Origin of the sequence: Hyphomicrobium sp. ghe19 (assembly GCF_902712875.1) — a bacterium.
GTDB lineage: Bacteria > Pseudomonadota > Alphaproteobacteria > Rhizobiales > Hyphomicrobiaceae > Hyphomicrobium_B.
This window is the reverse complement of sequence record NZ_LR743509.1, coordinates 3,103,787-3,116,969: the sequence shown is the minus strand read 5'-3', so window position 1 is coordinate 3,116,969 and position 13,183 is coordinate 3,103,787. Positions and strand designations below refer to the sequence as shown.

The following is a 13,183-nucleotide window of genomic DNA, read 5'->3' as shown; positions in this document are numbered from 1 at the left end:
GCCAAGCAAGACGCCCAACTACGCCGAATAGTTCCGGGCATCGCTCGCGAGGCGGCCGAAGTGTGGCCCAAAAGTTCCAATTCATTCCCCGTTTAAGATCCGTCCGCTTCCGCGGTTGGGGCGGACGTGGACGAACGCGCCGGTTTCGATCGTCGCCGCTGCCGGGCGCCGTGGCGTATCGATCATCAATTTCTGGCCGCCGCCTATTTCCACGAACAGCCGCAACATCGGCCCATAGAACACCGTGGACATGATTTGCGCAGCGACGGCGTCATCCGAGGGAGACGCAACGACGGATAACTCCTCCGGGCGAATGCAAACGAGAACCGGCGCGCCGGGCGCTGGCGCCGACGCCCCATCCGCCGGAACTTCGAGCGTCATCGGTCCCGCCGCCACGCGATGGAATTCTCCCGTCGTCTCCAGAGCCTTGCCCTCGATGAGGTTCATCGTTCCGATGAAATGAGCGACGAAGCGTGTCGCCGGCGCGTCGTAGAGTTCCGCGGGCGACGCGATCTGCTCGATTTTCCCGCGGTTCATCACGACGATGCGATCGGAAATCGAAAGCGCTTCGGTCTGATCGTGCGTAACCATGACGAAGGTCGTGCCGAGGCGCGCCTGGAGACGCTTCAGTTCAATCTGCATCTGCTCGCGTAAATTCGCGTCGAGAGCCGAAAGAGGCTCGTCGAGCAGAAGCACGCGCGGCGAACAGACGAGCGCGCGCGCCAGGGCGACGCGCTGGCGTTGACCGCCCGACAGCATGGAAACGCGCGCGTGGATTTTGTCGCCAAGCCCGACGAGATCGAGCGCCTCTTTGACTTTCCGGCTGATCTCTGCGCCCGAAACTTTGCGGAGCGTCAAGCCGAACCCGACGTTCTCCGCGACATCCATGTGCGGGAAAAGCGCGTAATCCTGAAACACCGTGTTGAGCGGCCGGTCATAGGGGCGGAGCGCTGTGATGTCCTGCCCATCGAGAAGCACGCGCCCGCTTGTCGGTTGCTCGAAGCCGGCCATCAGCCGCAAGCTCGTCGTCTTCCCGCAACCCGACGGGCCGAGAAGGCTGACGAACTCGCCGTGCCCGATATCGAGATCGACGTCGTGGAGACCGACCGTACCGCCGTCGAAAATTTTTGAAACCGCATCGAGGCGCAGGAGCGGATCACGCACCATTGGCGATCTCATTCGGCTTCGCAGTATTGATCCACACGATCTCGCACCGCTCCTTGCCGCGATTGCGGAACGAGTGCTCAAGCGTGCTCTTGAAAGCAAAACTATCGCCGGCCTTGAGCAGATAAACGACGCTGTCGATGGTCAATTCGAATTGGCCTTTCCTCACTATGCCGAATTCGTGGCCGGCGTGGCTGTAGGAATGTCCGGTTCCGCAGTCGGGATCGACGGAGACGAGAAGCCCCGTCAGCACCGAACCCGGTGGCGAAAGAAGCTCCTTGTGAATGCCTTCCGATCGAACGGGTATGTCCTTCCGATGCGCCGACCTGACAACATAGAGATCGCCGCCGTCGTCCTGGCTTTCCGCAAGCAGGCTGTGCGGCTCGACGCCGAGAGCCGCTGCAAGCGGCCATAGCACGCGCACGCGCAACGAAGATATGCCCCGTTCTATTTGACTGAGCGCGCCGACAGAAATGCCGGCGCGCTGCGCAACGTCTGAGAGACCCAGCTTCCGCTCGAGACGCGCCGCGCGGATGCGGCGCCCGAGACGGACATCGGCCTCTGGTGGCACTTGCTCCAAGACTTCCGCGCGCCCTTCACTCGTTTTCGTCCGAACCACGTTGCTTCCTTTCCTTCGAAAGTTTCAGAGTTTTGGACTGCGGATGCTCGAACCCGGCTCGCCTGTTGGTTAGCCGCCGGCCTTCACCTTCTCGAACATTTTAGCAAGATCGTCGTTCTGCTTCATCGGTCCGGTGAAAACCGTGCTCTTCAAAACCTCGTCCGGTTCGGCCGGAAGCTGCAGCCGGTCGAGTTCCTCTTTCGGAACGAGAGCAAACGCCGCGCTCGATGCGCTGCCGTAGCCATACTGCGTGATCAGCTCTTTGCCTGACGCGGCTTCGAGTCGGCTGTTGATGAAGTCGTAGGCAAGATCGACGTTCTTGGCGTCCTTCAGCATCACGAACCCGCAGCTCCAGGTCAGCATGCCTTCCTTCGGCTTCATGAATTCGACCTTGACGCCTTGCTTCTTGAGCGTCGTGGCAGAAGCGTTCCACGTCATCGCGGCAACGAGCTCGCCACTCGCCAGCGACTGCTCGACGGATGTCATATCCGTCGTGTAGGCGCGAAGAAGCGGCCGCTGCTCGCGGAGTTTAGCCGCGACCTTCTCGAGTTCCGCAGCCGACATGTCGAACGGGCTGACGCCGGCAAGAAGGGCCGCAACGACAGGCGTATCATGCACGGCATCGATCGTTGCGATGCGACCGCTGTATTGCTTGTCCCAGAGGAGGTTCCAAGAAGGTGCCGGATCTTTCACGAGATCGGTGCGATAGAGAATGGAGGTGTTTCCCCAATCCCACGGAACCATCCAGACCTTGCCGTCGCCCGCCTGAATGTCGGCCAGGTTCTTGAACACCGGGAAAATCGTATCCCAGTTCTTGATGCGCTTCGTATCGATCGGCTGCAGCAGGCCCTCCTTGTTCCATCGCGCGATCTTGTCGTAGCAGGGATGCGCGAGGTCGGGATGGAAGCCCGCCTTGACCTTGGTGAAGGCTTCGTCGTCATCGCTGAAGACGGAAGCTTCGACGCCATCGGGATGAGCCCCGAGGAAGCTCTTGTTGAAGTCCGGCAATTCGTAACCGGACCACGTGAAGTACGTCAGCTTGTCGGCGGCGAGTGCGGGCGTTGCGAGTGAGGCGATGATCGTCGCAAGGCCGGCGGCCCTGCGAAGCATTGTGCGTGTCGTCGAACCGTCCATGACTTTATACTCCCTGTTCGCGCTCAAGAAATCGGCAGAGGTCTCGGTGTAGTGACGGGAAGTTCGTCGCTCGCCGCGCCGCGCCGCCGAATGATTTCGGCGACAGTTGCGATCACGATTGACGCAAGCAAAATGAATGTGCCGAGCGCCATGACGCTCGGAAGCGCTTTCGGGAAGCGGAGCTGCCCCCAGACGTAGAGCGGCAACGTCGGCTCCGCGCCCGATAGAAAAAACGCAACGATGAATTCGTCGAACGACGTCAAAAACGACAGCATGAACGATGAGGTGATGGCGGGCGCCGCGAGCGGCAGAACGATACGACGGAACGTCGTCCATTCATGCGCGCCGAGATCCATCGCGACTTCGCTGAAACTTCTGGGCAGCGACGCAAATCTGCCCCGCATGATGACAACGGCCGTCGGCAGCGCAACGAGCGTATGACCGAGCACGATGGCGATCCGCGACGGCCCAAGGCCCGCGAGATTGACCAGTATCAGAAGCGCAATCCCGACGATGACGCCCGGGATCAATATCGGCAGACGGCAGAGCGCCGATATCAGGCTCGATGTGCGGGTCCCCCCGGCGACTTCCATGTAGCCGACCGTGACGCCGATCGATGTCGCGAGGAACGCCGCAGAAACGCCGACGATCAAACTCGTCTGGAAGGCACGATGCAGATTGTCATTGCCGAGAAGGCTTCGATACCATTCCAGCGTGAACCCGCTCAGCGGAAAAGCGGCTTGGATCGAATTGTTGAAGGAGAAGAGCGGAATGATCGCGATTGGCAGATATAGAAACAGAACGTACGCGACGACGTAGACCGTGAGCCAAGGCGCTTTAGCGGTGCCTGCTGGTTTCACGTTCTGCTCCCAAAACGCCTGTCGGCGAGGCGCGCGCCAATGACGACCGCCAGGATCACGAGCATGACGATGACCGAGAGCGCGGCGCCGAACGGCCAGTCGTTGGCCTTTCCGAACTGCGCCTGGATCATCGAACCGATCATCGTGCTGTTTGGCCCGCCGACGAGTGCCGGCGTTACGTAGTCGCCGACCGTCGGTACGAATACGACGAGCGCCGCGGCCATGACGCCGGGCATCGAAATCGGCAAGATGATCCTACGGAATATCGATGCCGGACGCGCGCCGAGATCTTCGGCCGCTTCGATTAGGGATCGGGGCACATTCTCAAGCGCGACATAGATCGGCAGGATGGCGAACGCCGCATAAGCGTGCGCGAGTGTGATCACAACAGCCGCCGGTGTGTTGAGGAATGCGAGGATGGGCTCCGACGTTATGCCGGCCGTCATGAGCGCCGAGTTCAGGACACCGTTGAACGCCAGCACGACCTTCCACGCGAAAACGCGCAAAAGATAGCTCGTCCAAAACGGCAGCGTCACGATGAAGAGCAGGAGCCCGCGATGCTTGCCGGCGTGAAACGCTAAATAGTAGGCGACCGGATAGGCCGTCACGACGGTCGCGAGCGTGACGAGCCCGGCAATCGCCAGCGAACGCAATATCACCGTCGCGTAGAGCGGGTCTGCCAGTGCAGCTTTGAAATTGTCGAGTGTGAAGGCGCCGCCGAGCAGCGAGCCGTCATTCGTGCGGAAGCCGAGAAACAGGACAACGCCAAGAGCGAAAAGCACCAGCACCGATGTTGCGAGCGCGCCCGGTGCCGTCATGCCGATCCCGAAAAGCCGGGGCTGCCGCTCGGAAGCGGCCGGTAGCGCAAGGGCTGGTTCGGCGGATACGGACATGTACGCGTATTCCTGAATTCACCCGATAGTTTTTCACATTTGAGAAATTGTCAATCCGTCGACTTACTTTTCCAGCATGTCCACGAGGCGATACCAGGCGATAGCCGCTCCGATTCCGACATTCCGAAAAGCGTGAAACAGTATTGGGCGGATCGGCGTCGGCGGAAACGGGAGAAGCTCAGGGTCCCTCGATACGAAATAGTCGACGAGGCGAGGACCGAGGCCGGTCATCAGGCCAATACCGCGGCCTTGGCACCCCGCCGCAACGAGCAATCCGGCGTCGGGTTCATGCACGTGGGGTAGGTGATCGAGCGTCATCGCGATACGTCCGTACCATCGCTTTTCGATGGGGACATTGGAAAGCGCCGGATAGAGCCGCTTGAAGGCGTGCTCGAGATGGGCCCACGCTTTCGGATCCGTTGGATCGGCCATCGACCCGCGGCCACCGAGTAGCATACGGCCGCCGGGACCCTTCCGATAATAGATGACGATACGGCGGGAATCCGAGACGACCTGCCCGTCCGGCAGGATGCTTGCGAGAAGCGCATCCGAGAGCGGCGCAGTCGCGATTTGAAACGAATGCAGCGGCAGAAGCGTTCGCGCTAGACCCGGAATGAGAGCATCCGCGTAGGCATTCGTCGCGACGATGACGCCTTTCGCGTGAAGTGAACGGCCGTCAGTCGTTGTGAGAACCCACTCTGAATTATCGCGTTTAATCGCAGTAATCCGTGTGTTTTCCGCTATGCGCGCGCCTGCATCGACGGCCACCCGCGCCAGCTCGCGCGTATAAGCCAGCGGTTGGATGGCGCCGCCGCGCGGGTCGAGCCAACCGCCGTGGTATCCGCGTGCGCCGGTGAGGCGGTTGACATCGACCGCACTCAAAAGCTTTGCCGACACGCCCCTTGCGGTCCATTGCTTGGCGCGCTGCTCGGCGGCTCGCAACGCCGTCTCCGAGTGCGCCGCCTGGATCCAACCCGCCCGCTCGACGGGCACATCGAGGTTTTCGCGCGCAATGAGATCGAAGACGCCGTCGGCGAGCGACGCCCCGAAGCGAACGAGAGACTCGCCGCGCTTTTCGCCGAAATGCTGGAGCAGCCAATCCGGATCGTACTTCAATCCGGGGATGACTTGGCCGCCGTTGAGACCCGATGCGCGATCTCCAACATTCGCCGCTTCAAGAACACGGACGGAAAGTCCAGAACGCGCTGCGTGAAGGGCGGAGGAAAGACCAAGAATTCCGCCGCCGACGATGGCGAGATCGACTTTTTCGCCTGTCTTCAGAGCGTGGGAAGCCAGAGGCGCGAAAGTTCGCTCGGCCCACACGGACTTTGCTTGGTAGCCGGCAACCATTGTTCGCCCCCTATGAAGCGGGACGGAGGTTTTCACTAATATGAAAGATTGTAAAGCGGGTTCATACCGCAGTCCGGCCGAGGATACCGGGTGAAATGATGAGGCGCGCAGACTTTCATCCACGCGCCCCGATAGTGCCCCAACTAAATGCCGGTTCAGCCTGCAGCCGAAGGGTCAATGACCGTCTTGACCTCGACGATGCGGTTCGCGGGGAAGCCGCTGAGTTCTGCGTGCTTGCGGATCGACTCCTCGTCCTTTGCGAGATAGACGCAGAAGGTGCTGTCGCCCGCGATGTAGGAATGAAGCCACTGCACGTCCGGCCCCAACTTCGCCAGGGCAGCATTGGAAGTCGCGGCCGCGCCTTTGAGCTGATCCGCACTTGAATCGCCGACGCCGGGTATGTTCCGCTCGATGATGTACTTTTTCATTTGCACTCCCTTGGCTTCTTGGGCGCGTCCGTATCACCGGACGCGACCGCTTTAAAAACAGCGTTCTATCGGGCCGTCTATGGCAAACTTGGCAATGTTATGAAGCGTAATTTACCCAGACGGTCTTCGTCTGAAGATATTTGTCGAGGCCTTCGCGTCCGTTGTCCTTGCCGTAACCCGATTGCTTGAAGCCGCCCCAGCCGACCGCCGCATCGAACTGATTGTAGGTATTGATCCAGACGGTGCCGGCCTGGATCGCTGCGGCTGCGGCGTGGGCCTTGGATATGTCGCGTGTCCAGATGCCGGCCGCGAGACCGAAGTTGCTGTTGTTCGCCCGCGGCACGAGATCGTCGAGCGAATTGAATTTCTGGATCGTGAGAACCGGTCCGAAAATCTCTTCCTTGACGACGCTGGCGTTATCGTCTGCGCCGCAGAGGACGGTCGGCTCGTAGAATGAACCGGATGCCAGATCGCCTTTGCCGCGTGTTCCGCCGATGGCAATGTCTATGCCGCCCTTGCGCGACTGTTCGACGAAACCGTTGACCCGCGCGAGCTGATCTTCGGAAATCAGCGGCCCCATCGTCGTGTCGGCGTTGAGACCGTGGCCGAGCTTGAGCTGCTTCGCTTCCGATACGACGCGGTCGACGACACGGTCGTAGACGGCCGCATCGACCATGAGACGCGAGCCCGCCGAGCAGACCTGCCCGCTGTAGAAGAAGATTGCGCCCGCGGCGACCGAAGCGGCGGCATCGACATCGCAATCGGCAAAGATGATGTTCGGGTTTTTGCCGCCGAGTTCCAGTGAGACATGCTTGAGCGTCTTGGAAGCGCTGCGCGCGATGTGCTTGCCGACCTCTTCAGAGCCCGTGAACGAGATCTTGGCGACACCCGGATGCTCAACCAGGGCTTGGCCAGTCGTCGCGCCTTCGCCCGTCAGAACGTTGAGGACGCCGGGCGGGATGCCTGCTTCGAGGGCAAGCTTTCCGAGAATGAGAGCCGACAGCGGCGTCTGCTCGGCGGGCTTCAGGATGACGGTGCAGCCCGCAGCGAGAGCCGGCGCGATCTTGAAGCAAGCCTGGCAGAGTGGAAAATTCCACGGCACGATGGCGGCAACGACGCCGACCGGCTCACGGCGCGTATAGACGTGCATGTCAGGGGCGCCGACGGGAATGGTCTCACCGGCGAGCTTGGTGCACCAGCCGGCGTTATAGCGAAGTGCGCCGACGGCCAATGGAATGTCGACCGCTGCGATGTGCAACTTGGGCTTTCCGGAGTCGAGGCTTTCGACTTCTGAAATCCACGCGGTATCGCGTTCGATGAGGTCTGCGAACCGCATCAAGAGTGCCGCGCGTTCGCTCGGCGCCATTTTCTGCCACACCTGCTGTGCCGCTTGCGCCGAGGCGACGGCCGCATCGACGTCCGCCTGCTTGGCGTGCTGCACCGACGCCAGCACTTTTCCGAACGCCGGATCGAAAGTTTCGAAACTCTCACCCGACGCGCTGCCGATCTCGGCTCCGCCAATGACGAGCTTGTGCTGTGCGGACAGAAAATCGGTCGTCTGCTTCGAAGCGGAGTTCAACATTTAAAGGTTCACCTACGCTGGTTGAGTGTGAGCGAGCGAGGATGGCTGCTCATCGAAATATCGAGAATTGCCTGGATGCGGGTATCACCAAGGCCATCCCCAGATCAGGAGGCCAACGGGAAAGACGACTCCAAGCGTCACGAGCGCGAGCCAATCCCAAAAGGTGAAGCTTGCGTTTTCCGCCGGCGCGTTTTCGAAAGCGCGAATGCGCCGTTCAAGTTCTGGATCGAAGCCACGCATGCCGATTTCCCTATATCTGTCCGCCTGCCAAGTTCGCTGCGCCTTAGATCTCAGTCGTCAAGATCGTTACTCCGCCGTCGGCGAAATTGGCGACGTCAGCCACCGCCGCCTTGCCGGCTTCCGAGTTGAGAGACGCCTCAAGATCGGCCATGGAAGCATAGTCGAGATACGCGACGAGATGCACCGGCTTCGCGGCATCGCTGCTGGTGACGGCGCCGCGGCTATAGCTGAAGCCTTGAAGGTGGGGCATCTTTTCAACCAGCGGGCAATGCACGTCTCTGTAGTGGGCATCAAACGCCGTTGCGTTGGCCGGGACATTGTAAATGACCGTGAGGCGTATCATTGGTTCGCTCCGTCGCTTTCGAATGGCAGCATTTTTCGGCGCGCATAGACCATGGGGTTCAACTCGCCCGCCCGCTCGATTTCGACCACCCGGCCGATGACGATCTTGTGGTCACCGGATTCGATGATCTTATCGAGTTCGCATGCGACCGCGACAACGCACCCGTCGATCCGCGGGAGCCCGAAAACGTCGGCCTCCCATTCCACGCCTTTGAATTTATCCGGCGATTTGCCGGAGAACTTCATTGCGACGCTTTGCTGCCCGTGCGCCAGCACGTGCACCAGAAAACGGCCATGAGACTGGATGGCCGCGAGCGTGTTCGATCCATGATCGAAGCACGCCAACATCTGCGGCGGATCGAGGGATAGCGAAACGACCGCGGAAAGGGTTGCCCCCGATGGCGCGCCGTCGGGACCCCATGACGTGATGACCGTAACGGCGCCCGGCATGTCGCCCATCGCCGAGCGAAACTCACCAGGATCGACAGGTCGCGGGCGTTCCATCGCGAGGTCGCTAGTGTGAAGCATCAGCGCCGCCATCCCCCGTAGCCGTCGTGCGGTTCCAGATCTGCTTGCCGTTCTTGAATACGAGATCGACTTTTAGCTTCGGCAACTCGTCGACGGCAACGGCGTGCGGATCGCGATCCAGGACGATCAGATCGGCGAACTTGCCGGGGGCGATGCTACCGCGAACGTCGTCTTCGCCGAGCACGGATGCAGCGTCGAGCGTGTGCAGTCTAAGCGCCTGATCGAGTGTGATCGCTTCGTCGGCGTCGAGCGTCGCGCCGGAATACGTTTGCCGCTTGAGACAGCACCAGACGCTGAACAGAGGATTCGTCGCGTCGCTTTCCGAGCCGACCCAAACGTCCGAACTGCCCGACAATCGCCAGCCCTGCTTCATGAGCGTGGCGAACGAGAAGCGGCCGATTTTGCCGTGATCGCCGAGATAGTCGGGGAAGTATTCGCCGAAGGTGTAGAGGAATACCGGCTGGGGAACGGGGATGATGCCCGCCGCAGCCCATTTGTCCGCCGTCACCTCGGAAGGCATCAGGTTGCCCGCGTGCTCGATGCGCGTGCGGATCCGCCCTGTAGGAGCGCCGCCCATTTCAAGAAGGGTATCGCAAACCCATTCCTGCGCCCGGTCGCCGTTGGCGTGAACCGCCAACTGCAAGCCCGCATTCTGCGTCAGCTCGATCGCGCGCTGGGCAAAGCCCTTATCGAGCGCGACCTCGCCGCGGAATGTATGGCCGCCGCGGCATCCGCACACGAGATACGGAAATTTGACGGCTGCGCTCTTCGCAGAGAAGCCACCGTCGGCGAACAGCTTGACGCCCTGGATACGGAAGAGATCGTCCGGCGCCGTGACGGAAATGCTCTTCTTCCAATTGCAGGCCGCCTCGAGCGCCAGAGTTCCCGGCGCCCATAGGTAGGTGCGCACGGATACCGGCAGGTCACCGCGAGCCGCCATATCGTTCATGATCTGCTGTCCGTCGACCGTCTCGGAGATTTCCCCGATCGTCGTGACGCCGAACTGCGTGAAGAGCTTTGGAATGCCCGTCTGCAAGGCGGCGGCCAGCTGCTCGCGCTCCATCGCTGAGAACGGCAGAAGATTGTCCATCTCCTTCACGATGCCGGTCGGCTCGCCGGACTCGTCGCGCTCGACGCTCGGAAGACCCGTGATCGAGTAGGGAGGCGGCGAATAGTTGCGATCGATCATGCAGACCGCAAGCGCCTTCGAGTTGAGAATGGTGAGGTGCCCGCCGGCGCGCAGCGCGACCGGATGCGCGGTGCTCACGCGATCGAGTTCGTAGCGCGTCGGAAAGCGCTTTTCGGCGAGCTTGCGGTCGAAAAAGAGGTTGGCTTGGCCGACAACCCACTCGCCCGGTGGTGTCTCGACGGCTTTTGCAGACAACGCCGCAACGACGGCGTCGATGGTCCCGCACTGAGGCGCCCGGCAATCAACCACGCCGAAAGATGAGCGGCAGGCGACTTCGATGTGAGCATGAGGATCGACGAAACCCGGCATGACGGGACGGTCGCCGACATCGATGATCCGCGTTTTCTCATTGGCGACCGCTGAGATTTCGTCCCGGCGGAGCAGGCGCAAGATGCGCTTGCCTCGCACCGCAACGGCTTCGATCCGCGGATCGGTCTCAGGGTCCATCGTTATGATACGACGGCTGAGAACGACGATGTCTGCCGGTTCTGGAGTGCTATCGGTTCCGGTCATTCAGCTGCAATCTTATGCTCGCGGTCGACAGCGGGAATGACCTCGGTGCCGATCAAGTGGATGCTCTTCATGATCTCTTCATGAGGAACGCCGTCGATGCGTAGCAAAACCTCGTCGATGCCCATGGCTTCAAGCTTGCGAAGCCGCTCGATGAAGTCTGCCGGAGAGCCGATCAACACGGAAGGTGTCTCGGTCATCAGGAAGTCGAGATTGGTCTCGTTGGCTTCCAAGAGCTGGATGCGCTCGAGGTATTCGTAGCTCGGATTCTTGGACAGGGGCACGTAAAGATCGAGAATGAACTTGAAATAGCCGAGCGCGACATCGCGAGCGACCTTCGCTGCCTCGGCGCGCGTCGGTCCGCAGAACGAAGTCGCCACGTAAAGCCCCATGTAGGAATTGGGGTTCGGCATCAGGTTGCGGCCGGTCGGATAGGCACTGCGATAGGCGTTGATGCATTCCTGCAGGTAGTCGAACCCGAAGTAATTCTCGAAGCACATTGCGCCGATCTGCATCTCGCCCGCCGAAGCATGGGTCTTGACGCTGGAGGCGGCGACGGACACAGGAGGATGCGTTTCCTTTTCAAACGAGGGAACGATCGTTCTCTGAGGAATTTTCCAAACAGGGCCGTCATGCTCGAGCTGGTCGCTGGCGAAGATCTTGGCCAGCACCTCCATGGAATCGTTCCATTGCTCGACCGTCTCCGTCGGCTTCACGCCGAAGGCACCGAGAGTCGTGAGATTGTTGGAGCGCGCCGTACCGATCTCTGCGCGGCCATTGGAAACGATGTTGAGCGTTGCGAGGCGCTCGGCGACGAGGATGGGATGATTCCATTTCAGCAATACCGAGCACATGACGCGCAGCTTGATGCGCTTGGTGTGCTGCGAGACGGCGGCGTAGAGCACCTCGGGAGCGGAGACGGTGAACCGGGGAGGGCTGAAATGCTGTTCCGAAGTTCCCCAGGTCGAGAACCCCAACTTGTCCGCCAGAGCGACCTCTTCGATGATGTCCCGGTAGCGCTGGGCGTAACTCATGCCCGGCATCACCTCGCCCTCTTGCAAGATCCCGACTTTCACTGATGGCCGCTCCCATAACCGTAATTCGTCGAAATGCGATGATATAATACTGTAATTCGTACCAACTTTTGTGTCAAGACTGGGAAACGCATTCCGGGCTTGATCAATCGCGAGGTTCGGGCTCTTTCGCAGGAGCGGTGTATCGTGCCGGCTGGGGAGGCTTGAATGAAGGGAACTATGACGACGCCGGATTATCTCCGGCTCGTTGCATCGCTGGACAATCTCGATCGGAGCATCGTTTCGCTGCTGCAAGCGGATGGGCGCATGCCGTTCTCACGCATCGCGCGCGAAGTTGGAGTGACCGAGAAGACGGCGCGTACGCGCGTCCTCGATCTGATCGAGCAGCGGGTGATGCAGATTACTGCAGTTACCGATCCATCGGTGCTCGGCTATGGCTCAGCCGCACTCCTCTGCATGACGAACCGGCCGGACCGTCCAGCGAGTGAAATTGCGCGGCAGCTGCAGAACATTCCCTCGATCGACTACGTCGTCGTTTCGGCATCTCATTTTTCTCTCTTCGCCGAAGTTCTTTGTCGCGACCGGGCCGCCCTGCAGGCGACGATCGAAAACGAGGTCGGTAAGATCGAGGGCATTCAGACGATCGAAATAGTGCCCTACCTCAGTCTCCACTATCAGCTCGCCCACTTTGCGGCCGCGCAGAACAAGGCCGAGAGCGAGACGGGCGTGCGGCCGCGTGAGATAGATGGAATGGATGTTCGCATCATTCGCTCGCTGAGCGAGGACGGACGCAAGCCATTTTTGCAAGTCGCCGAGGAGCTCGGCGTATCCGAAGGCCAAGTGCGTTTACGCTTCAAGAATCTGTCCGACACAGGCACTGTCAGCGTCATCGCGTTGATCAACCCGATGAGCCTCGAGTTCCGGTCGATGGCGTGGGTCGGGATCAACGTGGCGGCCGGGCATAGCGTGAAGGACGTCGCCGATGCATTGGCGCGATTGGCGAATACAACTTACATCGTCATCTGCGCCGGGCGCTATGACATCCTGACGGAATTCATCTGCCAGACCGACCGCGAACTGCTTGATGTGATCGATCAAAGCGTCCGGTCGCTTCAGGGCGTCGCTCGGCTCGAAGTGTCGATCTACAGCAATCTCTTTTACAAGCGTCTCTCGACCATCCGCGATGAGACGATATCCGTCCAGCAGGAACGGGCGGGCGCCTGACGGCCCTGCGCGTCCTGCTTCTCCGCCAGTCCCATCCATCTCTTTCGAGCAGAGCATCGCCACTCGGCTGATCTCTCGGAACCCGC

At 60.6% G+C, this 13,183-nt stretch carries 14 protein-coding genes; 1 reads left to right on the top strand and 13 read right to left on the bottom strand.

Annotation, left to right across the window (positions count from 1 at the left end; translation table 11 throughout):
• Positions 1–81: 81 nt before the first annotated feature.
• The 13 genes from AACL53_RS14895 to AACL53_RS14835 all read right to left on the bottom strand — a co-directional run bounded on the left by AACL53_RS14895 (position 82) and on the right by AACL53_RS14835 (position 11,915).
• Positions 82–1,167, bottom strand: a complete 1,086-nt coding sequence (locus AACL53_RS14895; protein WP_339085311.1) for an ABC transporter ATP-binding protein — start codon at positions 1,165–1,167, stop codon at positions 82–84.
• Positions 1,157–1,783, bottom strand: a complete 627-nt coding sequence (locus AACL53_RS14890; RefSeq protein WP_339085310.1) for a cupin domain-containing protein — start codon at positions 1,781–1,783, stop codon at positions 1,157–1,159. Before AACL53_RS14890 ends, AACL53_RS14895 begins: the two co-directional genes overlap by 11 nt.
• A gap of 69 nt (positions 1,784–1,852) precedes the next feature.
• The gene (locus AACL53_RS14885; RefSeq protein WP_339085309.1) at positions 1,853–2,917 is read right to left on the bottom strand and encodes an ABC transporter substrate-binding protein; all 1,065 of its coding nucleotides are present in this window, start codon (positions 2,915–2,917) and stop codon (positions 1,853–1,855) included.
• A gap of 23 nt (positions 2,918–2,940) precedes the next feature.
• Entirely contained in the window at positions 2,941–3,777 is an 837-nt protein-coding gene (locus tag AACL53_RS14880; RefSeq protein WP_339085308.1) for an ABC transporter permease, read from the bottom strand.
• Positions 3,774–4,670: an ABC transporter permease gene (locus AACL53_RS14875; RefSeq protein ID WP_339085307.1), complete on the bottom strand. Its 897-nt coding sequence runs from the start codon at positions 4,668–4,670 to the stop codon at positions 3,774–3,776. The genes AACL53_RS14880 and AACL53_RS14875 overlap by 4 nt, the downstream gene beginning before the upstream one ends.
• A gap of 63 nt (positions 4,671–4,733) precedes the next feature.
• Positions 4,734–6,020: an FAD-binding oxidoreductase gene (locus tag AACL53_RS14870; RefSeq protein ID WP_339085306.1), complete on the bottom strand. Its 1,287-nt coding sequence runs from the start codon at positions 6,018–6,020 to the stop codon at positions 4,734–4,736.
• A gap of 155 nt (positions 6,021–6,175) precedes the next feature.
• Positions 6,176–6,448, bottom strand: coding sequence for a DUF4242 domain-containing protein (locus tag AACL53_RS14865; RefSeq protein ID WP_339085305.1), 273 nt, complete (start codon positions 6,446–6,448; stop codon positions 6,176–6,178).
• 97 nt (positions 6,449–6,545) lie between these two features.
• A complete protein-coding gene (locus tag AACL53_RS14860; protein ID WP_339085304.1) occupies positions 6,546–8,030 on the bottom strand; it encodes an aldehyde dehydrogenase in 1,485 nt (494 codons plus the stop codon).
• A gap of 84 nt (positions 8,031–8,114) precedes the next feature.
• The gene (locus AACL53_RS14855; protein WP_339085303.1) at positions 8,115–8,270 is read right to left on the bottom strand and encodes a hypothetical protein; all 156 of its coding nucleotides are present in this window, start codon (positions 8,268–8,270) and stop codon (positions 8,115–8,117) included.
• Positions 8,271–8,313: 43 nt separating this feature from the next.
• The gene (locus AACL53_RS14850; protein ID WP_339085302.1) at positions 8,314–8,613 is read right to left on the bottom strand and encodes an EthD family reductase; all 300 of its coding nucleotides are present in this window, start codon (positions 8,611–8,613) and stop codon (positions 8,314–8,316) included.
• Complete coding sequence (locus AACL53_RS14845; RefSeq protein ID WP_339085301.1) at positions 8,610–9,140, bottom strand: flavin reductase family protein; 531 nt, start codon at positions 9,138–9,140, stop codon at positions 8,610–8,612. The genes AACL53_RS14850 and AACL53_RS14845 overlap by 4 nt, the downstream gene beginning before the upstream one ends.
• Positions 9,127–10,842 (bottom strand): amidohydrolase, encoded by a 1,716-nt coding sequence (locus tag AACL53_RS14840; protein ID WP_339085300.1) that lies wholly within the window; start codon positions 10,840–10,842, stop codon positions 9,127–9,129. The genes AACL53_RS14845 and AACL53_RS14840 overlap by 14 nt, the downstream gene beginning before the upstream one ends.
• Positions 10,839–11,915 carry an LLM class flavin-dependent oxidoreductase gene (locus AACL53_RS14835; protein WP_339085299.1) on the bottom strand — a complete coding sequence of 359 codons (1,077 nt, stop codon included), beginning with the start codon at positions 11,913–11,915 and terminating at the stop codon, positions 10,839–10,841. Before AACL53_RS14835 ends, AACL53_RS14840 begins: the two co-directional genes overlap by 4 nt.
• Positions 11,916–12,080: 165 nt before the next feature.
• Between AACL53_RS14835 and AACL53_RS14830 the strand changes: the two genes are divergently transcribed.
• A complete protein-coding gene (locus AACL53_RS14830; RefSeq protein ID WP_339085298.1) occupies positions 12,081–13,097 on the top strand; it encodes an Lrp/AsnC family transcriptional regulator in 1,017 nt (338 codons plus the stop codon).
• Positions 13,098–13,183 lie beyond the last annotated feature (86 nt).

Coding starts and splice junctions, on each gene's coding strand:
- AACL53_RS14895 (WP_339085311.1), bottom strand. CDS start 1,167: ATGGTGCGTGATCCGCTCCTGCGCCTCGATGCGGTTTCAAAAATTTTC.
- AACL53_RS14885 (WP_339085309.1), bottom strand. CDS start 2,917: ATGGACGGTTCGACGACACGCACAATGCTTCGCAGGGCCGCCGGCCTT.
- AACL53_RS14875 (WP_339085307.1), bottom strand. CDS start 4,670: ATGTCCGTATCCGCCGAACCAGCCCTTGCGCTACCGGCCGCTTCCGAG.
- AACL53_RS14870 (WP_339085306.1), bottom strand. CDS start 6,020: ATGGTTGCCGGCTACCAAGCAAAGTCCGTGTGGGCCGAGCGAACTTTC.
- AACL53_RS14865 (WP_339085305.1), bottom strand. CDS start 6,448: ATGAAAAAGTACATCATCGAGCGGAACATACCCGGCGTCGGCGATTCA.
- AACL53_RS14860 (WP_339085304.1), bottom strand. CDS start 8,030: ATGTTGAACTCCGCTTCGAAGCAGACGACCGATTTTCTGTCCGCACAG.
- AACL53_RS14855 (WP_339085303.1), bottom strand. CDS start 8,270: ATGCGTGGCTTCGATCCAGAACTTGAACGGCGCATTCGCGCTTTCGAA.
- AACL53_RS14850 (WP_339085302.1), bottom strand. CDS start 8,613: ATGATACGCCTCACGGTCATTTACAATGTCCCGGCCAACGCAACGGCG.
- AACL53_RS14845 (WP_339085301.1), bottom strand. CDS start 9,140: ATGCTTCACACTAGCGACCTCGCGATGGAACGCCCGCGACCTGTCGAT.
- AACL53_RS14840 (WP_339085300.1), bottom strand. CDS start 10,842: ATGACCGGAACCGATAGCACTCCAGAACCGGCAGACATCGTCGTTCTC.
- AACL53_RS14830 (WP_339085298.1), top strand. CDS start 12,081: ATGAAGGGAACTATGACGACGCCGGATTATCTCCGGCTCGTTGCATCG.